Annotated in this window: 22 protein-coding genes; 11 read left to right on the top strand and 11 right to left on the bottom strand. The window is 64.0% G+C overall.

The genetic code is table 11. From position 1 onward, the window contains the following. Positions 1 to 91: 91 nt before the first annotated feature. The gene (locus ABX298_RS06410) at positions 92 to 976 is read right to left on the bottom strand and encodes a neutral zinc metallopeptidase (protein ID WP_075046381.1); all 885 of its coding nucleotides are present in this window, start codon (positions 974 to 976) and stop codon (positions 92 to 94) included. A 226-nt stretch (positions 977 to 1,202) separates the two neighbouring features. On the opposite strand from ABX298_RS06410, the gene pcaH reads away from it, so the two are divergent. Both pcaH and pcaG read left to right on the top strand, forming a co-directional pair. Beyond that, on the top strand, positions 1,203 to 1,922 hold the full coding sequence (pcaH, locus tag ABX298_RS06405) for a protocatechuate 3,4-dioxygenase subunit beta (RefSeq protein ID WP_003251597.1): 720 nt from the start codon (positions 1,203 to 1,205) through the stop codon (positions 1,920 to 1,922). A gap of 10 nt (positions 1,923 to 1,932) precedes the next feature. After that, positions 1,933 to 2,538, top strand: a complete 606-nt coding sequence (pcaG, locus tag ABX298_RS06400; RefSeq protein ID WP_015271805.1) for a protocatechuate 3,4-dioxygenase subunit alpha — start codon at positions 1,933 to 1,935, stop codon at positions 2,536 to 2,538. Between the two features lie 134 nt (positions 2,539 to 2,672). Here the strand turns inward: pcaG and trmA are convergent, their stop codons facing one another. The 3 genes from trmA to ABX298_RS06385 form a co-directional block, all read right to left on the bottom strand. Then, positions 2,673 to 3,758, bottom strand: a complete 1,086-nt coding sequence (gene trmA / locus ABX298_RS06395; protein WP_075046380.1) for a tRNA (uridine(54)-C5)-methyltransferase TrmA — start codon at positions 3,756 to 3,758, stop codon at positions 2,673 to 2,675. Then, positions 3,755 to 5,050 carry an NCS2 family permease gene (locus tag ABX298_RS06390; RefSeq protein ID WP_015271803.1) on the bottom strand — a complete coding sequence of 432 codons (1,296 nt, stop codon included), beginning with the start codon at positions 5,048 to 5,050 and terminating at the stop codon, positions 3,755 to 3,757. Before ABX298_RS06390 ends, trmA begins: the two co-directional genes overlap by 4 nt. A 280-nt stretch (positions 5,051 to 5,330) precedes the next feature. Further along, complete coding sequence (locus ABX298_RS06385; RefSeq protein ID WP_025340646.1) at positions 5,331 to 6,551, bottom strand: MFS transporter; 1,221 nt, start codon at positions 6,549 to 6,551, stop codon at positions 5,331 to 5,333. 344 nt (positions 6,552 to 6,895) lie between these two features. Here ABX298_RS06385 and ABX298_RS06380 point away from each other — a divergent pair, with 344 nt between their 5' ends. The 3 genes from ABX298_RS06380 to ABX298_RS06370 are packed head-to-tail and all read left to right on the top strand — an operon-like array spanning position 6,896 to position 9,508. Then, a complete protein-coding gene (locus tag ABX298_RS06380; RefSeq protein WP_025340645.1) occupies positions 6,896 to 8,332 on the top strand; it encodes a cytochrome ubiquinol oxidase subunit I in 1,437 nt (478 codons plus the stop codon). Positions 8,333 to 8,335: 3 nt separating this feature from the next. Continuing rightward, positions 8,336 to 9,343 (top strand): cytochrome d ubiquinol oxidase subunit II, encoded by a 1,008-nt coding sequence (gene cydB / locus ABX298_RS06375; protein ID WP_025340644.1) that lies wholly within the window; start codon positions 8,336 to 8,338, stop codon positions 9,341 to 9,343. A gap of 9 nt (positions 9,344 to 9,352) precedes the next feature. Then, positions 9,353 to 9,508: a DUF2474 domain-containing protein gene (locus ABX298_RS06370; protein WP_008094148.1), complete on the top strand. Its 156-nt coding sequence runs from the start codon at positions 9,353 to 9,355 to the stop codon at positions 9,506 to 9,508. A 117-nt stretch (positions 9,509 to 9,625) separates the two neighbouring features. Here ABX298_RS06370 and ABX298_RS06365 read toward each other — a convergent pair whose 3' ends face one another. After that, the gene (locus ABX298_RS06365) at positions 9,626 to 10,750 is read right to left on the bottom strand and encodes a methyltransferase (RefSeq protein ID WP_075046377.1); all 1,125 of its coding nucleotides are present in this window, start codon (positions 10,748 to 10,750) and stop codon (positions 9,626 to 9,628) included. A 96-nt stretch (positions 10,751 to 10,846) separates the two neighbouring features. After that, the gene (locus ABX298_RS06360) at positions 10,847 to 11,554 is read right to left on the bottom strand and encodes an autoinducer binding domain-containing protein (RefSeq protein WP_075046376.1); all 708 of its coding nucleotides are present in this window, start codon (positions 11,552 to 11,554) and stop codon (positions 10,847 to 10,849) included. 212 nt (positions 11,555 to 11,766) lie between these two features. On the opposite strand from ABX298_RS06360, the gene ABX298_RS06355 reads away from it, so the two are divergent. After that, the gene (locus tag ABX298_RS06355; RefSeq protein ID WP_075046375.1) at positions 11,767 to 12,543 is read left to right on the top strand and encodes a ferredoxin--NADP reductase; all 777 of its coding nucleotides are present in this window, start codon (positions 11,767 to 11,769) and stop codon (positions 12,541 to 12,543) included. Between the two features lie 211 nt (positions 12,544 to 12,754). Here the strand turns inward: ABX298_RS06355 and mscL are convergent, their stop codons facing one another. Then, positions 12,755 to 13,174 (bottom strand): large-conductance mechanosensitive channel protein MscL, encoded by a 420-nt coding sequence (gene mscL, locus ABX298_RS06350; protein ID WP_025340640.1) that lies wholly within the window; start codon positions 13,172 to 13,174, stop codon positions 12,755 to 12,757. Between the two features lie 177 nt (positions 13,175 to 13,351). Here mscL and radA point away from each other — a divergent pair, with 177 nt between their 5' ends. Then, on the top strand, positions 13,352 to 14,722 hold the full coding sequence (gene radA / locus ABX298_RS06345) for a DNA repair protein RadA (protein ID WP_003251626.1): 1,371 nt from the start codon (positions 13,352 to 13,354) through the stop codon (positions 14,720 to 14,722). Between the two features lie 176 nt (positions 14,723 to 14,898). Here radA and ABX298_RS06340 read toward each other — a convergent pair whose 3' ends face one another. Together ABX298_RS06340 and ABX298_RS06335 are read right to left on the bottom strand one after the other, a co-directional pair. After that, positions 14,899 to 16,416 (bottom strand): nucleobase:cation symporter-2 family protein, encoded by a 1,518-nt coding sequence (locus ABX298_RS06340; RefSeq protein WP_075046374.1) that lies wholly within the window; start codon positions 16,414 to 16,416, stop codon positions 14,899 to 14,901. A gap of 263 nt (positions 16,417 to 16,679) precedes the next feature. Next, entirely contained in the window at positions 16,680 to 17,045 is a 366-nt protein-coding gene (locus ABX298_RS06335; RefSeq protein WP_075046373.1) for a PilZ domain-containing protein, read from the bottom strand. A 178-nt stretch (positions 17,046 to 17,223) separates the two neighbouring features. On the opposite strand from ABX298_RS06335, the gene ABX298_RS06330 reads away from it, so the two are divergent. The 3 genes from ABX298_RS06330 to yjiA all read left to right on the top strand — a co-directional run bounded on the left by ABX298_RS06330 (position 17,224) and on the right by yjiA (position 20,625). Beyond that, positions 17,224 to 19,290: a carbon starvation CstA family protein gene (locus ABX298_RS06330; RefSeq protein ID WP_024087740.1), complete on the top strand. Its 2,067-nt coding sequence runs from the start codon at positions 17,224 to 17,226 to the stop codon at positions 19,288 to 19,290. Between the two features lie 13 nt (positions 19,291 to 19,303). After that, on the top strand, positions 19,304 to 19,501 hold the full coding sequence (locus tag ABX298_RS06325; RefSeq protein ID WP_013974210.1) for a YbdD/YjiX family protein: 198 nt from the start codon (positions 19,304 to 19,306) through the stop codon (positions 19,499 to 19,501). A gap of 146 nt (positions 19,502 to 19,647) precedes the next feature. After that, positions 19,648 to 20,625: a GTPase gene (yjiA, locus tag ABX298_RS06320; protein ID WP_084785352.1), complete on the top strand. Its 978-nt coding sequence runs from the start codon at positions 19,648 to 19,650 to the stop codon at positions 20,623 to 20,625. Here the strand turns inward: yjiA and ABX298_RS06315 are convergent. Further along, complete coding sequence (locus tag ABX298_RS06315; RefSeq protein WP_286100566.1) at positions 20,585 to 22,072, bottom strand: methylenetetrahydrofolate reductase C-terminal domain-containing protein; 1,488 nt, start codon at positions 22,070 to 22,072, stop codon at positions 20,585 to 20,587. The genes yjiA and ABX298_RS06315 overlap by 41 nt on opposite strands. Positions 22,073 to 22,387: 315 nt before the next feature. Here ABX298_RS06315 and metE point away from each other — a divergent pair, with 315 nt between their 5' ends. Then, a complete protein-coding gene (gene metE, locus ABX298_RS06310) occupies positions 22,388 to 24,679 on the top strand; it encodes a 5-methyltetrahydropteroyltriglutamate--homocysteine S-methyltransferase (protein ID WP_367394191.1) in 2,292 nt (763 codons plus the stop codon). A 136-nt stretch (positions 24,680 to 24,815) separates the two neighbouring features. On the opposite strand, the gene ABX298_RS06305 is transcribed toward metE, so the two are convergent. Then, entirely contained in the window at positions 24,816 to 25,994 is a 1,179-nt protein-coding gene (locus ABX298_RS06305) for an acetyl-CoA C-acetyltransferase (protein WP_367394190.1), read from the bottom strand. Positions 25,995 to 26,072: the final 78 nt, after the last annotated feature.

Raw genomic sequence — 26,072 nt, 5'->3', positions numbered from 1 at the left:
CGAAGCAGGCGACGCGGTGTATGGCACCGGCTTTGCCGGTGTTCGCGGCTAAAGCCGCTCCTACAGGGATCGCGTCGGTTTTGGAAGCTATTCAAAGGTTGCGCGCGCTGAAGGTATCGCAGCGGTTCACTTCGCCCTCGGCAAACCCGGCCTTGAACCAGCGCACCCGCTGCGCCGAGGTGCCGTGGGTGAACGAGTCTGGTACCACGCGCCCGCGGCCTTGCTGCTGCAGGCGGTCATCGCCAATGGCATTGGCCGCGTTCAGTGCCTCTTCGACGTCGCCCGGTTCCAGCCAGTTCAGGCGCTTCTGCGCCTGGTAGGCCCATACCCCGGCCAGGCAGTCGGCCTGCAGCTCCTGGCGCACCAGCAGGCCATTGTCGCCTTCCATGCGCTGGCCACTGCGGCGCGCGGCATCGACTTTGGCCGACACGCCCAGCAGGGTCTGTACGTGATGGCCGATTTCGTGGGCGATCACGTAGGCCTGGGCAAAGTCGCCGGCTGCGGCGAAGCGGGTTTCCATTTCGCGGAAGAACGACATGTCCAGGTAGACCCGCTGGTCTGCCGGGCAGTAGAAGGGCCCCACCGCCGCCGAGGCAAAGCCACAGGCCGAATTGACCTGGCCGCTGAACAGCACCAGCTTGGGGTCGCGGTACTGCTTGCCGCCCTCGGCGAACAGGGCTTTCCAGGTGTCTTCGGTGTCGCCCAGGATCGAGGCGACGAACTCGGCCTGCTGGTCGTTGGCCGGCGGGGCCTTGCCGCCCGCGCTGCTGGGGGCCTGCTGTTGTTGCTCCATCTGACCGGCGAGCTGGCCAAGAATCTGCAACGGGTCCTGGCCGGTGAGCCAGCCGATGCCGACAATCAGCAGCACCGCACCAAGCCCCAGCCCCTTGCCGCCGCCGAAACGCATGCCGCCGCCACCACCTTCGCCTCGGGCATCGACCACATTGTCGCTGCGTCGGCCTTTTCGCCAATCCATGAATGCTCTCCGGAGCGTGAAACAAGAAGACAAAGATTAGTCCACGACGGCGGCGAGTGTCAGGCCAAGGTGCTTATGCATAACCACATGGTTATGTTTGATGTGGCTGATTTCAATATTCATTGCACGCTACCTGCCTGAAACTGCATGTGGGAGCGGGCTTGCCCGCGACAGGGTTTCAAATAACCCCCCGCGCATTTCCATAATTCCAAGAGAGGAAACCGGCATGCCCGCCCAGGACAACAGCCGCTTCGTGATCCGTGATCGCAACTGGCACCCGAAAGCCCTTACGCCTGACTACAAGACGTCCATTGCCCGCTCGCCACGCCAGGCACTGGTCAGCATCCCGCAGTCGATCAGCGAAACCACCGGCCCGGACTTTTCCCATCTGGGCTTCGGCGCCCATGACCATGACCTGCTGCTGAACTTCAACAACGGCGGCTTGCCGATCGGCGAGCGCATCATCGTCGCCGGCCGTGTCGTCGACCAGTACGGCAAGCCTGTGCCGAATACCCTGGTGGAAATGTGGCAGGCCAACGCCGGCGGCCGTTACCGTCACAAGAACGACCGCTACCTGGCGCCGCTGGACCCGAACTTCGGTGGCGTCGGCCGTTGCCTGACCGACCGTGATGGCTACTACAGCTTCCGCACCATCAAGCCGGGCCCTTACCCATGGCGCAACGGCCCGAACGACTGGCGCCCGGCGCACATCCACTTCGCCATCAGCGGCCCGTCGATCGCCACCAAGCTGATCACCCAGCTGTACTTCGAGGGTGACCCGCTGATCCCGATGTGCCCGATCGTCAAGTCGATCGCCAACCCGCAAGCCGTGCAGCAGTTGATCGCCAAGCTCGACATGAGCAACGCCAACCCGATGGACTGCCTGGCCTACCGCTTCGACATCGTGCTGCGCGGCCAGCGCAAAACCCACTTCGAAAACTGCTGAGGACCCCGCCATGCCAATCGAACTGCTGCCGGAAACCCCTTCGCAGACCGCCGGCCCCTACGTGCACATCGGCCTGGCCCTGGAAGCGGCCGGCAACCCGACCCGCGACCAGGAAATCTGGAACCGCCTGGCCAAGCCGGACGCGCCGGGCGAGCACATCCTGCTGATCGGCCAGGTGTATGACGGTAACGGCCACCTGGTGCGCGATTCGTTCCTGGAAGTGTGGCAAGCCGATGCCAACGGCGAGTACCAGGATGCCTACAACCTGGAAAACGCCTTCAACAGCTTCGGCCGCACCGCCACCACCTTCGATGCCGGTGAGTGGACCCTGCACACGGTCAAGCCGGGTGTGGTGAACAACGCTGCGGGCGTGCCGATGGCGCCGCACATCAACATCAGCCTGTTTGCCCGGGGCATCAACATCCACCTGCACACGCGGCTGTATTTCGATGACGAGGCCGAGGCCAATGCCAAGTGCCCGGTGCTCAACCTGATCGAGCAGCCGCAGCGGCGCGAGACCCTGGTGGCCAAGCGTTGCGAGGTGGACGGGAAGACGGCGTATCGCTTCGATATCCGTATTCAGGGGGAAGGGGAGACGGTGTTCTTCGACTTCTGAGTCGAGTCTGGGGGCTGCTTTGCAGCCCATCGCGACGCAAGGCCGCTCCCACATTGATCGGTGTACGCAGGTCTTTGTGGGAGCGGCCTTGTGTCGCGAAAGGGCCGCAGAGCGGCCCCAGTCACTTTCAACCGTCAGCGCCGAACCAGCAAAACCCCACTCTCCATATGGTGGGTATACGGGAACTGGTCAAACAACGCACACCGTTCGATGCGGTGGGTGTCCTGCAGCTGGGCAATGTTCGCCGCCAGCGTCTCCGGGTTGCACGAGATGTACAGGATCCGCTCGAAACGCCGGGTCAGCTCGCAGGTATCCGGGTCCATCCCCGCCCGCGGCGGGTCGACGAACACCGTACCGAACTCGTAGCTCTTCAGGTCGATGCCTTCCAGCCGGCGGAACGGCCGCACCTCATTCAGCGCCTGGGTCAGCTCCTCTGCCGACAGGCGCACCAGCCGCACGTTATCCACAGCGTTCTCGTCGAGGTTGCTCAGCGCGGCATTGACCGAGGTCTTGCTGATTTCCGTGGCCAGCACCTGGCGTACGCGGGTGGCCAGCGGCAGGGTGAAGTTGCCATTGCCGCAGTACAGCTCCAGCAGGTCGTCGTCGCGCTCGCCGATGGCCTCGAAGGCCCAGCTCAGCATCTTCTGGTTCACCGCGCCGTTGGGCTGGGTGAACGCGCCTTCCGGCTGGCGGTAGCTGAACACACGGCCAGCGACGTCGAGTTTTTCCACCGCGTAGTCACGGCCGATGACCAGTCGCTTGCCCTTGGAGCGGCCGATGATGCTCACGCCCAGGTCCTCGGCCAACTGCCGTGCGGCCGTTTCCCAGGCCTCGTCCAGTGGGCGGTGGTAGCACAGGGTGACCATGGCATCGCCAGCCAGGGTGGTGAGGAATTCCACCTGGAACAGGCGGTTGCCCAGCTCCTCGCTGGCCTGCCAGGCCGCCTTCAGGCGCGGCATCAGTGCATTGATGCGCTGGCTGGCGATGGGGAAGTCGTCGATCAGGATCGCCTTGTGTTTCTCGCCCGGGGCGAACATGGCGTAGTGGCGCTGGCCATCCTCGCGCCACAGGCGGAATTCGGCGCGCAGGCGGTAATGCTCGCGCGGCGAGTCGAAAACGGCCGGCTCCGGCGCGCCGAACGGCGCCAGCAGCTCGCGCAGCCGGGCCACCTTGGCGTCCAGCTGGGTGGTGTAGGAGGAGGGGTCGAAAGCAGCACTCATGCGTTGAACCAGCCCAGCTTGATGACGAACAGGATGGAAAGGATCACCAGGGCCGGGTTCAGGTCGCGGTGGCGGCCGGAGATCAGCTTGACGGCGGTCCAGGAAATGAAGCCGAAGGCGATGCCGTTGGCGATCGAGTAGGTCAGCGGCATGGCCAGGGCGGTCACTACCACCGGTGCGGCTTCGGTGACGTCGTCCCAGTTTATTTCTGCCAGGCCCGAGGCCATCAGCACCGCGACGAACAGCAGCGCCGGGGCGGTGGCGAAGGCCGGCACGCTACCGGCCAGCGGGGCGAAGAACAGCGCCAGCAGGAACAGCACGGCGACCACGATGGCAGTCAGGCCGGTGCGGCCACCGGCGCTCACGCCCGCGGCGGATTCGATGTAGCTGGTGGTGGTCGAGGTGCCCAGCAGGGAGCCGGCCATGGCTGCGGTACTGTCGGCGATCAGGGCACGACCCATCTTCGGCATGTGGCCGTCCTTGCCCATCAGCCCAGCGCGCTTGGCCACGCCGATCAGGGTGCCGGAGTTGTCGAACAGGTCGACGAACAGGAAGGCGAAGATCACGCTGACCAGGCCCACATCCAGCGCGCCGGCGATGTCCAGCTGCAGGAAGGTCGGGGCCAGCGATGGCGGCATCGAGACCACGCCGCCGAAGGGCGTCACGCCCATCAGGATCGAGGCGATGGTTACGGCGAGAATGCCGATCAGCACGGCGCCGCGCACTTTCAGCGACTCGAGGCCGACGATCAGGAAGAAGCCCAGAGTGGCGAGGATCGGTGCCGGCTGCTTGAGGTCGCCCAGGCCCACCAGGGTGGCCGGGTTATCGACGACGATGCCTGCGTTATGCAGGGCGATCAATGCCAGGAACAGGCCGATACCCGCGGCAATGGCCGAACGCAGCGGCAGCGGGATGCTGTTCACGATCCATTCGCGGATGCGGAAGATCGACAGCAGGAAGAACATCACCGCCGACAGGAACACCGCACCCAGTGCCACCTGCCAGGTGTGGCCCATGTGCAGGACCACGGTGTAGGTGAAGAACGCGTTCAGGCCCATGCCCGGCGCCAGGGCGATCGGGTAGTTGGCGATCAGGCCCATGGTCACCGAGCCGATGGCCGCGGCCAGGCAGGTGGCGACGAAGATCGCGCCCTTGTCCATGCCAGTCTCGCCGAGGATGCTCGGGTTGACGAACAGGATGTAGGCCATGGCCAGGAAGGTAGTGACGCCCGCGAGAATCTCGGTGCGCACATTGGTGTTGTGTGCTTTTAGTTGAAACAGCCTTTCCAGCATGCCCGCTCCCCGAGGCGCCCCCGGCGCCATGAATGTATCGACCCCATCAGCAAAGCACAGACCGTACCGGTTGCCGTGGTTTTGTGTGGGGCGGAAAAAAGCCGCGCATCATACCAGCATGCTTGGCGGGGGCCTATGGCCGTTGGGGAATGGTAATTTTTTCCCTGTGCCGGCCTCTTCGCGGGTGAACCCGCTCCCACAGGTACTCCACCAGGCCTGATGGCGGCGCGGTCCTTGTGGGAGCGGGTTTACCCGCGAAAGGGCCGGTACAGGCTACAGATCAACCGTTATGCAACCGGTCCCGCTTGGCCAGTGTCGGGAACAGCTTTATCCACACCCCAGTCACCACCAACGTACCCACCCCACCCAGCACCACCGCCGGCACTGTGCCAAACCAGTGCGCGGTCACCCCCGATTCGAACTCGCCGAGCTGATTCGAGGCACCAATGAACAAGCCGTTCACCGCACTCACCCGCCCGCGCATTTCATCCGGCGTCTCCAGCTGCACGAAGGCGCCGCGGATAACCATGCTGATCATGTCCGCCGCGCCCAGCACCACCAGCACTGCCAGTGAGAACCAGAACGAGGTCGAAAGGCCGAAGGCGATGGTCGCCACGCCGAACACGCCCACTGCCGTGAACATGGTCCGCCCCACGTTGCGCTCGAACGGGAAGCGCGCCAGCCACAGCGACATCAGCAACGCCCCCACCGCTGGCGCCGAGCGCAGCAGGCCGAGGCCCAGCGGGCCGGTCAGCAGGATGTCCTTGGCGAACACCGGCAGCAGCGCGGTGGCCCCACCCAGCAATACGGCGAACAGGTCCAGCGAGATGGCGCCGAGGATGTCCGGCCGGCTGCGAATGAAGCGGATGCCGGCCAGCAGCGATTCGATGCTGGCGCGCCCGCGCTGGGCCACCTGGCCGCGTGCCTGCAGGCTCAGGGTCAGCACGCAGGCGATGGCGTACAGGGCCACGGTGGGGCCGTATACCCAGATGCTGCCGAAGGCATACAGGAAGCCGCCCACCGCCGGCGCCACAATGGTTGCCGACTGGGTGGCCGAGGCCGAAGCCGCCACCGCGCGTGGGAACAGCCCGGCCGGTACCACGTTGGGCAGCAGCGCCTGGGTCGCCGGCATTTCGAACGAACGCGTGGCACCGAGCAGGAAGGCGAGGGCGAAGATCAGCTCGCGGGTGACGTTGTCGGTGGCACTGCCCAGCGCCAGTGCCAGGGCTATCAGCCCCTGCAGGCTCTGGCACAGCGCAGCGACCTTGCGCCGGTCATAGCGGTCGGCGACATGCCCGGTGTGCAGCATGAACAGCACCCGTGGGGCGAACTCGACCAGGCCGACCAGGCCCAGGTCCAGCACATTGCCGGTCAATTGGTAGAGGTGCCAGCCAATGGCCACGGTGAGCATCTGGAAGCCGCTGGCGGTGAACACGCGGGCCAGCCAGAAGGCCAGGAAAGGGCGGTGGTGACGCAACAACTGCGGTGCGGAATCGGACATCGGAAACCAGGGGCCTCGGCGCAGTAGAGGGGTGCGCAGCGTATCATCTGTTTGTAACAAACGGTTACTGTTTGCCGGGGTCGGCACTTTTTCACGCGTCATGAAAGGGGGTGGGGCAACCGGTCACGCGGCAATCAACCACACGGCCCGGCGGGCCATTCAGGACTATGCTTCCTAGCAATCGTTGATCTGGGTCAATCGTTCCAGATGTAACGATCGGGCCCTTGGGCCGAAATCCCTGCGATCGAACAGAACAATTCCAACGCGCCGCACTCGACTACCGTGGGGGCAGTGGGCGACGGGGCCAGCGGCCCGGACGCCGGATTATCTGAAGAGGAAGCACCATGTTCGGAATAGAGGCCTTAGAGCTCGCCCGAATGCAGTTTGCCTTTACCGTGTCGTTCCATATCCTGTTCCCGGCCATCACCATTGGCCTGGCGAGCTACCTGGCAGTCCTCGAAGGCCTCTGGCTGCGGACCAACAACCAGGTCTACCGTGACCTTTATCACTTCTGGTCGAAAATCTTCGCCGTCAACTTCGGCATGGGGGTGGTTTCCGGCCTGGTCATGGCCTACCAGTTCGGTACCAACTGGAGCCGCTTCTCCGACTTCGCCGGCGCCATTACCGGCCCGCTGCTCACCTACGAGGTGCTGACCGCGTTCTTCCTCGAGGCTGGCTTCCTGGGGGTCATGCTGTTTGGCTGGAACCGCGTCGGCCGTGGCCTGCACTTCTTTTCCACGGTGATGGTGGCGCTCGGCACCCTGGTCTCAACCTTCTGGATCCTCGCCTCCAACAGTTGGATGCAGACCCCGCAAGGCCACGAGATCATCGATGGCCGGGTGGTGCCGGTGGACTGGCTGGCGGTGGTATTCAACCCCTCGTTCCCTTACCGCCTGATGCACATGGCCACGGCCGCGTTCGTTGCCACCGCGTTCTTCGTCGGTGCCTCGGCGGCCTGGCACCTGCTGCGCGGGCGTGACAACCCGGCGGTGCGCAAGATGCTGTCGATGGCCATGTGGATGGCGCTGATCGTCGCCCCGATCCAGGCGGTGATCGGTGACTTCCATGGCCTCAACACGCTCAAGCACCAGCCGGTGAAAATCGCCGCGATCGAAGGCCACTGGGAGAACGTGCCCGGTGAGCCGACCCCGCTGATCTTGTTCGGCATTCCCGACATGCAGGCCGAAACCACCCGCTTCAAGCTCGAGATCCCGGCGCTCGGCAGCCTGATCCTGACCCACAGCCTGGACAAGCAGGTGCCGGCGATGAAGGAGTTCCCGCCCGAAGACCGGCCCAACTCGACCATCGTCTTCTGGTCGTTCCGGATCATGGTCGGGCTGGGCTTCCTGATGATCTTCGTCGGCCTGTGGAGCCTCTGGCTGCGCAAGCGCGGCACGCTCTACACCTCGCGGCCGTTCCTGTACCTGGCCCTGTGGATGGGCCCTTCCGGGCTGATCGCGCTGCTGGCCGGCTGGTTCACCACCGAAATCGGCCGCCAGCCCTGGGTGGTGTATGGCCTGATGCGCACGGCAGACGGTGTGTCCAACCACAGTTACGCCCAGCTCGGCTTCACCCTGGTGGCCTTCGTGGTGGTGTACTTCGCCCTGTTCGGCACCGGCCTTGGCTACATGATGCGCCTGGTGCGCAAAGGGCCGCAGACCGGTGAGGGTGACGAGCACAAACCTGGTGGCCCTGGCACCAAACGCACTCCGGCGCGGCCGCTGTCCGCCGCCGATGATGGCCGAGAGGCCAACTCCGCCAGCCTGAGCAAGGGGAACTGAGCCATGGGTATCGACCTTTCGCTGATCTGGGCCGTGATCATCATCTTCGGCGTCATGATGTACGTGGTGATGGATGGTTTCGACCTGGGGATCGGCATGCTCTTCCCGTTCGTCAAGGGCGAGCAGGACCGAGATGTGATGATGAACACCGTCGCCCCCGTGTGGGACGGTAACGAGACCTGGCTGGTGCTGGGCGGTGCCGGGCTGTTCGGGGCGTTCCCGATGGCTTACTCGGTAGTGCTGGAGGCCCTGTACCTGCCATTGATCCTGATGCTGATCGGCCTGATCTTCCGCGGCGTGGCCTTCGAGTTCCGCTTCAAGGCCAAGGCCGACAAGCGCCACATCTGGGACAAGGCGTTCATCTGGGGTTCGTTGATCGCCACTTTCTTCCAGGGCGTGGCGCTGGGTGCCTTCCTCGAAGGCTTCAAGGTGGTCGACCGGCATTTCGCCGGTGGCACCCTTGACTGGCTGACCCCGTTCAGCCTGTTCTGTGGCCTGGGGCTGATCGTTGCCTACACCCTGCTGGGCTGCACCTGGCTGATCATGAAGACCGAAGGGTCGCTGCAGCAGAAGATGCACGACATCGCCCGGCCGCTGGCGCTGGTGCTGCTGGTAGTGATCGGCATCGTCAGCCTGTGGACACCGATCGCCTACCCGCAGATCGCCGACCGCTGGTTCAGCATGCCTAACCTGGTCTGGTTCATGCCGGTGCCGATCCTGGTGCTGGTGACCTTCTACGGGTTGCTCAAGGCGGTGGCGCGCAATGCGCACTACACGCCGTTCCTGCTGACGTTGGTGCTGATCTTCCTCGGTTACAGCGGCCTGGGCATCAGCCTGTGGCCGAACATCATCCCGCCGTCGATCTCGATCTGGGATGCCGCGGCGCCTCCGCAGAGCCAGGGCTTCATGCTGGTGGGCACACTGTTCATCCTGCCGTTCATCCTCATGTATACCTTCTGGAGCTACTACGTGTTCCGCGGCAAGGTGACCCATGAAGACGGCTATCACTAGGAGGTCTGCATGATGACCGGCAAGCATGGCTTGGACGAGAAGAAACCCCTGTGGCAGCGGCTGGGCTGGCTGCTGCTGATCTGGGCGATGAGCGTGGCGGCCCTGGGCGTGGCGGCCTACGTGATGCGCCTGTTCATGGGGGCTGCGGGGCTGACCACCCATTGAGGTAAGCCTGCTCTGGCCCTATCGCCGGCAAGCCAGCTCCCACAGGTAAGTCACTGCCCTTGAATGCAGTGGAGTACCTGTAGGAGCTGGCTTGCCTGCGATAGGGCCGGTACAGGCTTACTTGCGGGCTTTCAGGATAACGAACTTGGGCGTTGCCGCCACCTGTTCCACCCCCCGGAACAACCGCGCCAGCTTGCTGTGATAGCCCAGGTGCCGGTTACCCACGATATACAGCGCCCCGCCCACCACCAACGCTTCACGCGCCTGCTGGAACATGCGCCAGGCGAGGAAATCGCCCACCACCTGCTGCTGGTGGAACGGCGGATTGCACAGCACCACGTCCAGCGACTGCTTCTCTACCCCCGCCAACCCATCGGCTGCCTCGAACACCGCCGGGCGCTCGCCCAGCGCGGCCTGCCAGTTCTCCCGCGCCGATTGCACCGCCATGTACGACTCGTCGACCAGGGTGTACTGGGCATCCGGGTTGGCCAGGGCGCTGGCGATCGCCAGCACGCCGTTGCCACAGCCCAGGTCCGCCACCCGCGCGCGGCCCAGTTCGCGGGGCAGGTGCGGCAGGAACGCCCGCGTGCCGATATCCAGCCCCTCTCGGCAGAACACGTTGGCGTGGTTGAGCAGCTCCAGCGCCGGCGCGTCGAGGCGGTAGCGGCTAGGGTAGGGCGAGCGGGCGACCGGCCGTTCGGCCACCGTCGCGGTCAGCAAGCGGGCCTTTTTCTGCGCCAGCGAGGCCTGCACCGGGCCGATGTACTTCTCCATCAGGTCACCGGCCGCCCGTGGCAGGTGCTTGATCATCGCCCCGGCAATCACCTGCGCACCGGGCGCCAGGTGACCTTGCAGGCGGATCAGTTGTTCTTCGAGCAGGGCCAGGGTCTTGGGCACGCGCACCAGTACCCGGTCGAACGGGCCTTGCCAGTGTTCGCTGGCCGGCACGAATGGCACGCTGTCGAACGGCAGGCCATTGCGTGCCAGGTTCTTTTCCAGGGCCAGGTGCGCCAGGTGTGAGTCGCCACTGCTGACCACCTGCAGCTTGCCCGCCAGGCTGGCGGCCAGGGCGCCGAAGCTGTCATTGAGCACCAGCACCCGGCAGTTGGCCCCTGGGGCCTGTTCGTGCAGCTGCGCAAGCAGGTACTCGTCTGCGGCATCGAAAGCCTGCAGCGGGTCGTTGGCCTGTTCCGGCTGGCGGATCAAGTCGAGTTCGGCGTAGGGGGTGGTCAACAGGGGCATGGCGTCTGGCTCGGGTACGAAACTGCCCGTTGCGGTTCGCCCCGGGCTTTGCCGGGCGATTCTACAGGGCTTTGCCCAAGGTCGCAGGTTTGAAGGTCAGATCCAGCCACGCATGACGGCGATGGCGATGGCGGCGGCCTTGTTGGCGGCGTTGGTCTTGGTGATGACACTGCGGATATGGAAGTTTACCGTGCTTTGCGACAGTGACAGGATGCAGGCAACGTCGGCGGCGGTCTTGCCGGCGGCCGACCATTTCAGCACTTCCAGCTCCCGCTCGCTCATTTTCGGCTGCGGCGGGCATAGTGCAGTGAGGTGATGTGCGCTGATCACCTCATGCAGTGTGTGACTCAGCCACTGCACACTGCCGGCCTTTCTGTAGAGTTCGACAATACTGATGGGCTTGGTGGACCTGGCCACGCTTATCTGGCTTTCGTTGTGCTGCTGGTCGTGCAATGACTGCGTCCAGCCATGGCGCAAACCGCTCTGGCATGCAGCTTTACGAAATTGCGGAGCCTCGCGATAAAGATCATCGGTCCACAGCACTGGCATGGTCGAGCCGTGGCTCGCATTGGCGGCTGAATCCTGCTTGTAGAGGTCATCGCGCTGGTAGCGCTCGATCCATTCCTGGGGGTAATTGCTGTACATGAACAGATGGGGTGTTTGCGTAGCGATCTGGATGCGAATGTTCAGCCCCAGGTACTCCATGCCCAGATCCTGCGCCATATGCACGGCCATGCCGAACAGCTCCTGTGGGCAGCGTTCGTCGGCGAACGCACGAAGATACTCGGGTTTCCAGTGGCGCATCTGAAATACTCCTTGAGCCTCAGGTCCAGTCCGTTTGGGTGCCCGCATGATTGTAGGAAAAGACCTACCAATGTGCTGAGATTTTTTTGTTATAGCGGTCAGGATCCGATGCGACTTCGGCAGGATCGCCGCAGATGAGGCCCTACAAAGCAGTGGTTTTTATCCGCGCCACTTTGCGCGACACTGTGCGCACGCCAAACCTGGAGCCCGATATGACCGCTAGCGCCGAAAAGTTCACCCGCCAGACCCTGCTCGATGTTCAGCCTCTCACGCCGAACCTCTTCAGCCTGCGGGTTACGCGCGATGCGGGGTTCCGCTTCCGTTCCGGTCAGTTTGCCCGCCTGGGCGTGACCAAAGCCGATGGCAGCGTGGTGTGGCGCGCCTATTCCATGGTCAGCGCGCCCCATGACGAGTACCTCGACTTCTTCTCCATCGTGGTGCCAGGTGGGGAATTCACCAGCGAGCTGAGCCGGTTGGGGGCAGGCGATACCCTGCTGATCGACCGCCAGGCCTTCGGCTTCCTTACCCTCGACCGCTTCGTTGGTGGCCGCGACCTGTGGTTGCTGGCGACCGGTACTGGCATTGCGCCGTTCATGTCGATCCTGCAGGACTTCGAGGCTTGGGAGCGTTTCGACAACATCAAGCTGGTCTACTCGGTGCGCGAAGCGAAAGAGCTGGCTTATGTGGATGAAATCGCCGGGCTGGAGCAGCGCGATTACCTGGCCGAATTCGCTGGCAAGTTGCAGTTCATTCCGGTGGTGACCCGTGAACAGCACCCGGGGGCGTTGAACCAGCGTATTACCACGCTGATCGAGAACGGCGAGCTGGAGAAGGCGGCGGGGTTGGAACTGTCGCCGGAACATTCGCGGGTGATGCTGTGTGGCAACCCAGAGATGATTGATGAAACGCGCAAGGTACTGAAGGCGCGCGACCTGCAATTGAGCCTGAGCAAGCGGCCGGGGCAGGTGGCTGTGGAGAACTACTGGTAAGGCCGTTGGGGCCGCTTTGCGGCCCATCGCGACACAAGGCCACAGGTACAGCGTTGATTTCGAAATTGTCGCTGTATCTGTGGGAGCGGCCTTGTGTCGCGAAAGGGCTGCAAAGCAGCCCCAGAAATATCTCTGTTGCGCATCAATCCTGGGGCCGCGTTGCGGCCCTTTCGCGACACAAGGCCGCTCCCACAGCGTTCCCTATACAGCCTCAGGGCAAGCGGTTCTGATTCTGAGCCTTGAGCAAGTCGCGGATCTCGGTCAGCAAGGTCTCTTCTGCAGTCGGCACAGGCGGTGCAGTCGGCGCCACGGCCTCTTCACGCTTGAGCTGGTTGATCGCCTTCACCCCCATGAAGATGGCAAAGGCCACGATCACGAAGTCGATCACGGTCTGGATGAACTTGCCATACGCCAGCACCACGGCCGGAATGTCACCTTCGGCAGCCTTCAGAGTAATTGCCAGGTCGCTGAAGTCCACGCCACCGATCAACAGGCCCAGTGGCGGCATGACCACGTCACCGACGAAAGACGAGACGATCTTGCCGAAGGCCGCACCGATGATGATACCAACCGCCATGTCGACGACATTGCCTTTGACCGCGAAGGCCTTGAATTCACTGATCATGCCCATGTTTGGTTCCTTGTAACAAAAGGTAAGGTTTACGCAGTGTAAGCCACTCAAACGCTTCATGCGTTGTGCTCAGGGCCACAGACTGCTGTTAGAACGAATAGTTTTGTCGCATCCCGAGGCGTTCGAGGCACGTCCGGCTCGGCTATCATGGCGGTTTTTTTCCAGGAGACCCCAGCCATGGCCAAGGCCAAGCGCTTGTATGGCTGCACCGAGTGCGGTGCGACCTTCCCCAAATGGGCCGGCCAGTGTGGCGAATGCGGCGCCTGGAACACCTTGGTCGAAACCATGATCGAAAGCGGCGGTGCCGCTGCGCCCAGTAGCGGCCGTGCCGGCTGGACCGGGCAGCAGGCGCAGATCAAGACCCTGGCCGAAGTCAGTGTCGAGGAAATCCCGCGCTTCACCACCAGCAGCACCGAACTGGACCGCGTGCTGGGCGGTGGCCTGGTGGATGGCTCGGTGGTGTTGATCGGTGGTGACCCCGGCATCGGCAAATCGACCATCCTGCTGCAGACCTTGTGCAACATTGCCGTGGGCATGCCGGCGCTGTATGTCACCGGCGAGGAGTCGCAGCAGCAGGTGGCCATGCGTTCCCGGCGCCTGGGCCTGCCCCAGGACCAGCTCAAGGTGATGACCGAAACCTGCATCGAGACCATCATCGCCACGGCCCGTGTCGAGAAACCGCGGGTCATGGTGATCGACTCGATCCAGACCATTTTCACCGAGCAGCTGCAATCGGCACCCGGCGGCGTGGCCCAGGTGCGCGAAAGCACGGCGTTGCTGGTGCGCTACGCCAAGCAGAGCGGCACGGCGATCTTCCTGGTCGGCCACGTGACCAAGGAAGGCTCGCTGGCCGGCCCGCGGGTACTCGAGCACATGGTGGACACCGTGTTGTATTTCGAGGGCGAGTCCGATGGCCGCCTGCGCCTGCTGCGGGCGGTGAAGAACCGTTTTGGCGCGGTCAACGAGCTGGGTGTGTTCGGCATGACCGACCGCGGCCTGAAGGAGGTGTCCAACCCCTCGGCGATCTTCCTCAACCGCACCCAGGAGGAAGTACCGGGCAGCGTGGTGATGGCGACCTGGGAGGGCACCCGGCCGATGCTGGTGGAGGTGCAGGCGCTGGTCGACGACAGCCACCTGGCCAACCCGCGCCGGGTGACCCTGGGCCTGGACCAGAACCGCCTGGCCATGTTGCTGGCAGTGCTGCACCGCCACGGCGGTATTCCCACCCATGACCAGGATGTGTTCCTCAACGTGGTGGGCGGGGTGAAGGTGCTGGAAACCGCCTCGGACCTGGCGCTGCTGGCGGCGGTGATGTCCAGTCTGCGCAACCGGCCTCTGGCCCATGGCCTGCTGGTGTTTGGCGAGATCGGCCTGTCGGGCGAGGTGCGGCCGGTGCCCAGTGGCCAGGAGCGTTTGAAGGAAGCCGCCAAGCATGGTTTCAAGCGGGCCATCGTGCCCAAGGGCAATGCGCCGAAAGAGGCTCCGGCAGGGTTGCAGGTGATTGCCGTTACCCGGCTGGAGCAGGCCCTGGATGCGCTGTTCGAATAATTCGTGGCCTGTACCGGCCTCTTCGCGGGTAAACCCGCTCCCACAGGTACCGCATCAGCTTCAGGATTGCGCAAACCCTGTGGGAGCGGGTTTACCCGCGAAAGGGCCGGCACAGGCAAAATGAAAAAGGGGCCGACGATGCGCGTCGGCCCCCCACCTCACCGCTCAGTCAGCAGTCAATGCTCGGCAACCGCACTGCGCCTGACCGTTTCATTGCCATGCTCGTCCAGTTCCAGCATCGGCACTTCATTACCCTCGGCATCGAACAGCTTGCCATCCTTGAAGTAGTCGCCATCACGCAGCGCTGAAATGTCCGAGTACTGGATGGTGCGCTCGTACGCGGCGGCAAACACCGACTGCTGGTCCGAGTTGCCGGCGGTGAAGTGGTTGAAGATCAGGTTCAGCAGGATGGCCATGATCGCCGCCGAGCTGATGCCCGAGTGGAAGATGGTCTCGAACCAGTTCGGGAAGTGGTGGTAGAAGGTCGGTGCGGCAATCGGGATCATGCCGAAGCCCAGCGAGGCGGCGACGATGATCAGGTTGACGTTGTTCTTGTAGCTGACCTTGGACAGGGTGCGGATACCGCTGGCCGCCACGGTGCCGAACAGCACGATGCCCGCGCCACCCAGTACCGGAGTAGGGACTGCGGCAATCACCCGGCCCATGATCGGCAGCAGGCCGAGCACCACCAGGATCACGCCACCTGTGGCCACCACGTAGCGGCTCTTGACCCCGGTCACGGCTACCAGGCCGACGTTCTGGGCGAACGCGCTCTGGGTGAACGAGCCGAAGATCGGCGCCAGGATGCTCGAGGCCATGTCGGCGCGCAGGCCGTTGCCCAGGCGCTTTGAGTCGACCTTGGTATCGATGATCTCACCCACGGCGAGGATGTCGGCCGAGGTTTCCACCAGGGTCACCATGATCACGATGCACATCGACAGGATCGCGGCGATGTGGAATTCCGGCATGCCGAAATGGAACGGCGTGGGGAAGGCGAGCATCGGGCCCTCGGTGACCTTGCTGAAGTCGGCCATGCCCAGCGCCCAGGCGATCAGGGTGCCGACCACCATGGCCAGCAGGATCGACAGGCGCGAGATCGTCGCGCTGCCCAGCTTGCTCAGCAGCAGCACGATGGCGAAGGTCAGGGCTGCCAGGCCGATGTTGGCCACGCTGCCGAATTCCGGCGAGGCGCTGTTGCCACCCATCACCCAGCGAGCGGCCACGGGCATCAGGGTCAGGCCGATGGTGGTGATGACGATGCCGGTTACCAGCGGCGGGAAGAACTTGGTGATGCGCGAGAACACCGGGGTGATCAGAAAGCCGATCAGCGACGCCGCCATGACCGCGCCGAGCACGCCCGGCAGGCCACCGCCGCCCTCGCTGCTGAGGATTGCACCCATGGTTGCCACACCGGCGAACGACACGCCCTGCACCAGCGGCAACTGGCAGCCGAAGAACGGCAGGCCGAGGGTTTGCAGCAGGGTGGCCAGGCCACCGGCAAACAACGAAGCGGCGATCAGCATGCCGATTTCGGCACCGTTCAGGCCCGCGGCCTGCCCCAGGATCAGGGGTACCGCGACGATCCCCCCGTACATGGTCAGCACATGCTGCAGACCATAGGCCAGGTTGGCACCAAGGCCGAGGTTTTCATCCTCGGGGCGCTTGGCGGGAGACGTGCTAGGGGACGTAGTCATGGAGCAGGCTCTCTGTTTATTGTTGTGGTGCTACTGTAGACACTTCCTACAAATGATTGCCACAAGAATTGTATACAATATTTTGATCGGAGCGCGCACAAGAGCGCCCGCAAGGTGTGCGAGAACCCAATGCAGAAGGCGTACCAACTCGTCAGAGACTGTGCTAGAGGGGTGTGTACAAAACGCTGCTACCCAGGCTTAAAGCTGTCTGGGTAGACAGGAAACACAAGGTGGGGAAGCCATTAGCTAGCTAAGAGATTTCATTATTCGATGAGTTCGCGCAGCTCACGCATCATTTCGGTGCTGTCGGCCACGTTCAATTCCACAAGACGGTGCAAATGGCTCATCGACTCAAGGTCGATGTACAGGCAGATGAAGCCCAGGCGGTGGGGTTCTTCGTGGCGCAGTTCGACCTGCATCTGTACCTCGGTCACTTCGTCGTTGAGCAGGATGTACGCTTCGAAATCCTGGGTCAGATCGGCATCCCAAGGTTCGGGGCATTCGACCAACAGGCCTTTGAGGGACAGATCGAGCAGTTTCACCTCCCAGCAACGTTCGCCCTGGCACAGCTTTGTCGGGGCGTCGAACTGGATGCGCTGGAAACGGCGGCGTTCGTCGTGATCGCTCATGGGGTAGATCCTCGCATAGGTCCTCAGGTGACATCCTGACTATAGTTAGAGTGGTATGTACATCAGGTACCGCAATCTGGCCGCAGAGGCTCTAGACCAAAGCAAGTGTGGCAATGCGCGATGACTCGCCCTAGACTCGATGGGCGGTCTTTTCCAATCCACCAGCTGGAAGCAAACCATGAACAACAATAATAGCCTGCTACGCCACATTCCGTGGCTGGCGCTGGCAGTCATAGGAGCCTGTGCGCTGGGTGTGGTTGCCCTGCGTCGCGGCGAGGCGATCAATGCCTTGTGGATCGTGGTCGCGGCAGTGGCCATCTACCTGGTCGCCTATCGCTACTACAGCCTGTTCATCGCCACCAAGGTGATGCAGCTCGACCCACGCCGTGCCACCCCGGCGGTGCTCAACAACGACGGCCTGGACTACGTCCCGACCAACAAACACATCCTCTTCGGTCACCACTTCGCCGCCATCGCTGGTGCAGGGCCCTTGGTCGGCCCGGTACTCGCCGCGCAGATGGGCTACCTGCCCGGTACGCTTTGGCTGATCGCCGGCGTGGTGCTGGCTGGTGCGGTGCAGGACTTCATGGTTCTGTTCCTGTCCACCCGCCGCAACGGCCGTTCGCTGGGCGACATGGTGCGCGAGGAGATGGGCCGCATCCCGGGCACCATCGCCCTGTTCGGCTGCTTCCTGATCATGATCATCATCCTCGCGGTGCTGGCGCTGATCGTGGTCAAGGCCCTGGCCGAAAGCCCGTGGGGCATGTTCACGGTGATGGCGACCATCCCGATCGCGATGTTCATGGGCATCTACATGCGCTACATCCGCCCGGGCCATATCGGTGAGATCTCAGTCATCGGCGTGGTGCTGCTGCTGGCTTCGATCTGGCTGGGGGGCCAGATTGCCGCGGACCCGACCTGGGGCCCGGCGTTCACCTTCACCGGCGTGCAGATCACCTGGATGCTGGTGGGCTATGGCTTTGTCGCCGCGGTACTGCCGGTATGGCTGGTACTGGCGCCACGTGACTACCTGTCGACCTTCCTCAAGATCGGCACCATCGTCGGCCTGGCCATCGGTATCCTGATCATCGCGCCCGAGCTGAAGATGCCGGCGCTGACCCAGTTCACCGACGGCACCGGCCCGGTGTGGAAGGGCACCCTGTTCCCGTTCCTGTTCATCACCATTGCCTGTGGCGCGGTGTCCGGCTTCCACGCGCTGATCTCCTCGGGGACCACGCCGAAGCTGCTGGACAACGAAACCAACGCCCGCTACATCGGCTACGGCGGCATGCTGATGGAATCGTTCGTTGCCATCATGGCCATGGTCGCCGCCTCGGTGATCGAGCCAGGCGTGTACTTCGCCATGAACAGCCCGGCCGCAGTGGTTGGTGCAGACGTGGCGTCGGTTGCGCAAACGGTGAGCAGCTGGGGCTTCCTGATCACCCCTGAGCAGCTCGAGGCCACCGCCCGCGACATTGGCGAGCACACCGTGCTGGCCCGTGCCGGTGGTGCACCGACCCTGGCCGTGGGTATCGCGCAGATCCTGCACCAGGTGCTGCCGGGTGAAAACACCATGGCCTTCTGGTACCACTTCGCCATCCTGTTCGAGGCGCTGTTCATCCTCACCGCGGTAGACGCCGGCACCCGAGCCGGGCGCTTCATGCTGCAGGACCTGCTGGGCAGCTTCGTGCCGGCGCTCAAGCGCACCGAGTCGTGGACTGCCAACCTGATCGGTACTGCCGGTTGCGTGGCCCTGTGGGGCTACCTGCTGTACCAGGGCGTGATCGACCCGCTGGGTGGCATCAACACCCTGTGGCCGCTGTTCGGTATCTCCAACCAGATGCTGGCCGGTATCGCCCTGATGCTCGGCACCGTGGTGCTGATCAAGATGAAGCGCCAGCGCTACGTCTGGGTCACCCTGCTGCCGGCCGTGTGGCTGCTGATCTGCACCACCACCGCAGGCCTGATCAAGCTGTTCGACCCGAACCCGGCAGTCGGCTTCCTGGCCCTGGCCAAGAAGTACAGCACCGCGCTGGACGCCGGCCAGGTACTGGCCCCGGCCAAGGACATCGGGCAGATGCAGCACGTGATCTTCAACGCCTACACCAACGCCGGCCTGACCGTGCTGTTCCTGGTGGTGGTGTTCAGCGTGCTGTTCTTCGCTGTCAAGGTCGGTTTCGCCGCCCTCGGCCGCAAGGAGCGCACCGACAAGGAAACCCCGTTCCAGGCCCTGCCTGACGCTTGAGAGGACTGCTGCGATGTTCAACGACCTGGGTCGACTGGGTAAGTACCTGGGGCAGGCAGCCCGCCTGATGGTCGGCATGCCCGACTACGACAACTACGTCGAGCACATGCAGACCAAGCACCCGGACAAGCCGGTCATGACGTACGAGGAGTTCTTCCGCGAACGCCAGGAAGCGCGTTATGGCGGCAAGTCCGGGCCCAAGTGCTGTTGAGCCTCAAGCGTTAACCTGTCCCGGCCTCATCGCCGGCAAGCCGGCTCCCACAGGTACTCCACAGGCCTCAAGGTCTGTGCGGTACCTGTGGGAGCTGGCTTGCCGGCGATGAGGCCAGTGTTTTTTCCGCACAGGAGATGTTCTGCGTGCAGACGCCTATTCCCGTAACCGTACTCACTGGCTTCCTCGGTGCCGGCAAGACCACCTTGCTCAAGCACATGCTCAAGGCCGAGCACGGCCTGAAGATCGCCGTGATCGAAAACGAATTCAGCGAGGCCGGCATCGACAGCCAGCTGCTGGGCGACGAGCCGGTGCAGGTGATGACCCTGGCCAATGGCTGCGTGTGCTGCAGCATCCATGGCGACCTGACCCGCGCCTTGTACCTGCTGCTCGAACGCCTGGATGCCGGCGAGATCGCCTTCGACCGCCTGGTAATCGAATGCACCGGCCTGGCCGACCCGGCGCCAGTGGCACAGACCTTCTTCATCGACGAAGAGCTGCGTGAGCGCTACATCCTCGATGGCATCATCACCCTGGTCGATGCCGCCCACGCCGAGCTGCACCTGACCCAGACCATCGCCCAGGCCCAGGTCGGCTTTGCCGATCGCCTGCTGCTGAGCAAGACCGACCTGGTCGAGCCCGCTGCGGTCGAGGCCCTGCGCGAGCGCCTGGCCCGCATCAATGGCCGGGCGGCGATCCGCGTGGTCGAGCATGGTCGCATCGACCTGGCCGAGTTGCTGGATGTGCGTGGTTTCAACCTCAACCCCGATCTGGGCGCGAACCTGAAACCAGCGCTACGCCCGCTGCTCAAGCCCGCTATTCCGGACCGGATCTCCACCTTGGTGCTGCGCACGGAAAGCGCGCTGGACATCGACCGCCTCAGCGACTTCATGAACGAACTGCTGGAAACCCACGGCAAGCAGCTGCTGCGCTACAAGGGCGTGCTGAACATTGCCGGTGAAGCGCGCAAGCTGGTGTTCCAGGGTGTGCTCAAACTCTATGGCTTCGACTGGGACGCCGAATGGGCCGAGGGTGAAACCCGCGAGAGCGTGATGGTGTTCATCGCCGACGAACTGCCCGAAGCTACGATTCGGGCTGGGTTCGAGGCGCTGGCTGCGGGCTGAGCTGACGCGGCGTCTGGGCCTGGAACCACTGCGGCCATGAGCTGCGGTGGCGTGTCTCGAGCTCGATGCACGGGATCAGGCGCTCGGTCAGCAGCGCCGTCTGCCGCACCGCCTTGGCGGTGCGGTACTTGACGCTGTGGATGCACTCACGGTCGCCGAACTCGCAGCGGTTCAGCGCGGTGCCGCCGCAGGGGCCGTTGGCCAGGCCCTTGGGGCAGGTTTCCGGGCAGATGTACAGGGTGTCTTCCAGGCGGCAGCGGCCGCAGGTGTCGCAGCCTACCAGCGGGTGCTTCACCGCGTGTTCCACCTTGTGCAGCACCTGCGCGCCAAGGCGGGTAGCCCACATCGGTTGGCGCACGGCCCAGCCAAATGCCTTGCTCAGGCCATTGCGGCGGCTGAACAGCAGCGAATGCATGCCGTGCATCAGGTGATAGCGCGCTTTCTCCTTGAACGAGGCATCGACCCGTGACTCGCCCTGGCGCCAGCTTGCCTGCGGCGGATGGAAGCTGACTGCCGGCAGGCCGGGCATCTGCCAGCTGGCCTGCCAGGCCGGCGCCCATTGTTCCAGTGTGTGGATTTGCGCCTGCCAATGCTCGATGCGTGCCTCCAGGGCCAGCAGTTGCTTGAGTTCGTGAACCCCCGACAGATGCACGCCGGCGTAGCCCATCAGCTTCACGCCGATGATCTGCAAGGCCAGGCGGTCGACGCTGCGTGCCTGGGCAAAGGCCTTGGACTGCGCCGCTTCCGCTTCCAGCATGTCGCGCATGGACGGCGTGACGGTCACGCCGGCCACGTGCTCGAGCATCGTCGCGCGCCCGTGAGTGAGGCTCATCAGGCAGGCCAGCATCGGCCTGGGCTTGGCCTGGCGGTTCATCCAGTGCATGGCTTCCTGGTGTTTGCTGGCATCGAAACCCAGTTGCAGGGTGAGGAAGTCGGCGCCCACCGCCAGTTTTTTCTCGGCCTTGAAGTATTGGGCGCCGCCTTCTTCCTCGCAGTACTTGAACGGGTTGAGCGCCGCGCCAAGCAGCCAGTGCGGGCAGGCCTGGCGGGCGATCTGCAGGGCTGCGACCGATTCCAGGTAGCGCACCGGCCGCTGGCCGGGCTGGTGGCCCGGCAGGCGGTCGCCGGTGAGCAGCAACAGCTGGTCGAGGCCGGCGGCATCCATGCGTTGCAGTTGGGCGAGCAGGTGGTGGCGTTCGCGGTCCTTGCCGGAGAAGTGCGGCAGGGCGGGTACCGGGTTGCTGAACGAGGCGAGGGCGTCCAGTGGCGACATGTCCAGCGGGCTGCCGACGCGGTCGCCGATGGCCACGGTCATCGGCCAGCCGCACAGGTGCGCACGGGCCAGGATCGCGTCCATGGCGGCGAAGCGTTCTGCGGAGGGCTTGGGAACGAACTCCATGACGCAGACGAAGGTGTTTTCGCGCAGCGCGGTTTTCAGCAGGCTCATGGGGCCGGGTACCTGGTTTGGTCAGGGTGGCATTGTGCGGCAGAAGGCGGGTGGGGTCATGTCCGGATGCGCAGGGTGGTGCTCTGAATGAGACATCCGGGTTTGCCTGTGCCGGCCCTTTCGCGGCTAAAGCCGCTCCCACAGGGTGGCGCGATACCTGTAGGAGCGGCTTTAGCCGCGAAAGGGCCGGTACAGGCAGCACAACAACATGAACATGAGAAAACCTTGAGTTCATCTCAAATTTAATGAGTTTGTCTCAAGATGCCCGCGCCCGGAAAATCCCCTCATTCATTTATGCATGCTGAGGGACAAGACATGGCACTGGCACACAACCTGGGCTTTCCACGTATCGGCCGCGACCGCGAGCTGAAAAAGGCCCAGGAAGCCTTCTGGAAGGGTGAACTCGACGAAGCCGGCCTGCGTGCCGTCGGCCGCGAGCTGCGTGCCCGCCACTGGCAGGTGCAGAAAGACGCCGGCATCGAACTGCTGCCGGTCGGCGACTTCGCCTGGTACGACCAGGTGCTGACCCACTCGCTGACCTTCGGCGTGATCCCGCAGCGCTTTCGCAGCCACGACGCTGCCAGGCCCACCCTGCAGACCCTGTTCGCCATGGCCCGTGGCGCTGTGGGTGACAGCTGCTGCGGCGGCGCGCATGCCCAGGAAATGACCAAGTGGTTCGACACCAACTACCACTACCTGGTCCCCGAATTCACCGCCGACCAGCAGTTCGCCCTGAGCTGGGAGCAGCTGTTCGAAGAAGTGGCAGAAGCCCAGGCCCTGGGCCACGCGGTCAAGCCGGTGGTTATCGGCCCGCTGACCTACCTGTGGCTGGGCAAGGCCAAGGGTGACGATTTCGACAAGCTGGAGCTGCTCGACCGCCTGCTGCCGCTGTATGACCAGATCCTCAACCGCCTGGCTGCCCAAGGCGTGGAATGGGTGCAGATCGATGAGCCGATCCTGGCCCTGGACCTGCCTCAGGACTGGAAGAATGCCTACGAGCGGGTCTACAACATCCTTCAGCGGGCGCCACTGAAGAAGCTGATCGCCACCTACTTCGGCGGCCTGGAAGACAACCTGGGCCTGGCCGCCAACCTTCCGGTCGATGGCCTGCACATCGACCTGGTGCGGGCGCCCGAGCAGTACCCGACCATCCTCGACCGCCTGCCGGCCTACAAGGTGCTGTCGCTGGGCCTAGTCAACGGCCGCAACGTCTGGCGCTGCGACCTGGAAAAGGCGCTGGAGGTACTGCGCCATGCCCATGAGCGCCTGGGTGAGCGCCTGTGGGTGGCGCCGTCCTGCTCGCTGCTGCACAGCCCGGTGGACCTGGACCGTGAAGACCAGCTCGATGCCGAACTGCACAGCTGGCTGGCCTTCGCCGTGCAGAAGTGCCAGGAAGTGGCGCTGCTGGCCAAGGCCATCAATGCCCCGCACGCCGACGATGTGGTCGCCGCACTGGCCCAGAGCCAGGCCGTGCAGGCCAGCCGCGCCGCTTCGCCGCGTATTCACAAGCCGGCCGTGCAGGCCCGCCTGGCGGCCATCAAGCCCGCTGACAGCCAGCGTCAGTCGGCGTTTGCCCAACGTATCGCCAAGCAACGTGCGGGGCTCGACCTTCCGGCGTTCCCGACCACCACCATCGGTTCGTTCCCGCAGACCTCGGCGATTCGCCTGGCACGCCAGGCCTACAGGCAGGGCAAGCTGACCGAGGCCGATTACGTCGAGGCCATGCACAGCGAGATCCGCCATGCGGTGAAAATCCAGGAGGACCTGGGCCTGGATGTGCTGGTGCACGGCGAGGCCGAGCGCAACGACATGGTCGAGTACTTCGCCGAGCAGATCGATGGCTATGTGTTCACCCGCTTCGGCTGGGTGCAGAGCTATGGTTCGCGCTGCGTGAAGCCTGCGGTGATCGTTGGTGACCTGAGCCGGCCGAAGGCCATGACCGTGGAATGGATAAAGTACGCCCAGGGCCTGACCAGCAAGGTGATGAAGGGCATGCTGACCGGCCCGGTGACCATGCTGATGTGGTCGTTCCCGCGTGAAGACGTGAGCCGCGAAGTGCAGGCGCGCCAGCTGGCGCTGGCGATCCGCGACGAAGTGGTCGACCTGGAAGCGGCGGGTATCAGGATCGTGCAGATCGACGAAGCGGCCTTCCGTGAAGGCTTGCCGCTGCGCCACGGCGCCTGGGCCCATTACCTGGAGTGGGCCACCGAGGCCTTCCGCCTGTGTGCCTCGGGGGTGCGTGACGAAACCCAGATCCACACCCACATGTGCTACAGCGAGTTCAACGACGTGATCGAGTCGATCGCGGCGATGGATGCCGACGTGATCACCATCGAGACTTCGCGGTCCGACATGGAGCTGCTGGCGGCGTTCGAGCGGTTCGCCTACCCCAACGAGATCGGCCCGGGTGTGTATGACATTCACTCGCCACGGGTGCCGACCCGTGAGGAAATGGTCAAGCTGCTGCGCAAGGCTGCCCGGCGTATCCCGGCCGAGCGCCTGTGGGTCAACCCGGATTGCGGGCTGAAGACCCGTGGCTGGCCGGAGACCGAGGCAGCGCTGGTGAACATGGTCGCAGCTGCCCGCGAGCTGCGTGCCACTGCCTGATTTTTCGCTGTCTGTACCGGCCCTTTCGCGGGTAAACCCGCTCCCACAGGGCCCCCACTGGATTCAGCTTCAGTGGGGTCCCTGTGGGAGCGGGCAAGCCCGCGAAGAGGCCGGGCCTGCTTGAATCAGTCCGAGATCAACGCTCGATTGCCAAGGCCACGCCTTGCCCGCCACCAATGCACAGGGTTGCCAGGCCTTTCCTGGCGTCCCGCTTGATCATCTCGTGCAGCAGGGTCACCAGCACCCGGCACCCGGACGCACCAATCGGGTGGCCAAGGGCAATCGCCCCGCCATTCACGTTGACCCGCGCGGCATCCCATTCCAGCGCCTTGCCCACGGCCAGCGCCTGCGCGGCAAAGGCTTCGTTGGCTTCGATCAGGTCCAGTTCAGCCAATTGCCAGCCGGCCTTGTCCAGGCAGCGCTGGGTGGCCGAAACCGGGCCGATGCCCATGATCGCCGGGTCTACACCGGCACTGGCATAAGCCGCGATCCTGGCCAGCACCGGCAGGCCCAGGGACTTGGCCTTGGCGGCGCTCATCAGCAGCACGGCGGCGGCGCCGTCATTCAGGCTCGAGGCGTTGCCGGCGGTGACGCTGCCATCCTTCTTGAACGCCGGGCGCAGTTTGCCCAGGGATTCAGCGGTGGTATCCGGGCGTGGCTGCTCGTCCCGCGCGAACACCTTGGGTTCTCCCTTTTTCTGCGGCAGCAGGATCGGGGTGATTTCATCATCGAAACGGCCGGCCTCCATCGCCGCCACTGCCTTGCGCTGCGACTCGGCGGCAAAGGCATCCTGCTGCTCACGGCTGAGGCCGTACTGGTCCACCAGGTTTTCGGCAGTGATACCCATGTGGTAGTCGTTGAAGGCATCCCACAGGCCGTCGGTGATCATGCTGTCGATCAGCTGGCCATGGCCCATGCGCTGGCCGGTGCGGGCCGACGGCATCACGTAGGGGGCAAGGCTCATGTTCTCCTGGCCGCCGGCGATGACTACCTCGGCGTCACCGCAACGGATGGCCTGAGCGGCCAGGTGCAGTGCCTTCAGGCCCGAGCCGCAAACCTTGTTCAGGGTCATTGCCGGTACGCTGAAGGGCAGGCCGGCCTTGATCGCGGCCTGGCGTGCCGGGTTCTGCCCGGCACCGGCGGTAAGCACTTGGCCGAGGATGACTTCGTCGACCTGCTCCGGGGCCAGCCCGGTCTGCTCCAGCAGGCGCTTGATCACGGCGGCACCCAGGTCTACTGCAGGCACAGTGGCCAAGGCGCCCTGGAAGCTGCCGATGGCGGTACGGGTTGCGGCGACGATGACCACGTCGTTCATGTTGTTGTTCTCCGTGCGATGGGCGTAGTGCCTCAAGCATCGGTGGCTTTGGCTCATTTGTTAAGTTTGTTTTTCTTT

It is taken from the genome of Pseudomonas sp. X4 (assembly GCF_040784925.1).
GTDB lineage: Bacteria > Pseudomonadota > Gammaproteobacteria > Pseudomonadales > Pseudomonadaceae > Aquipseudomonas > Aquipseudomonas putida_Z.
This window is presented reverse-complemented; position numbering and strand designations above follow the sequence as displayed.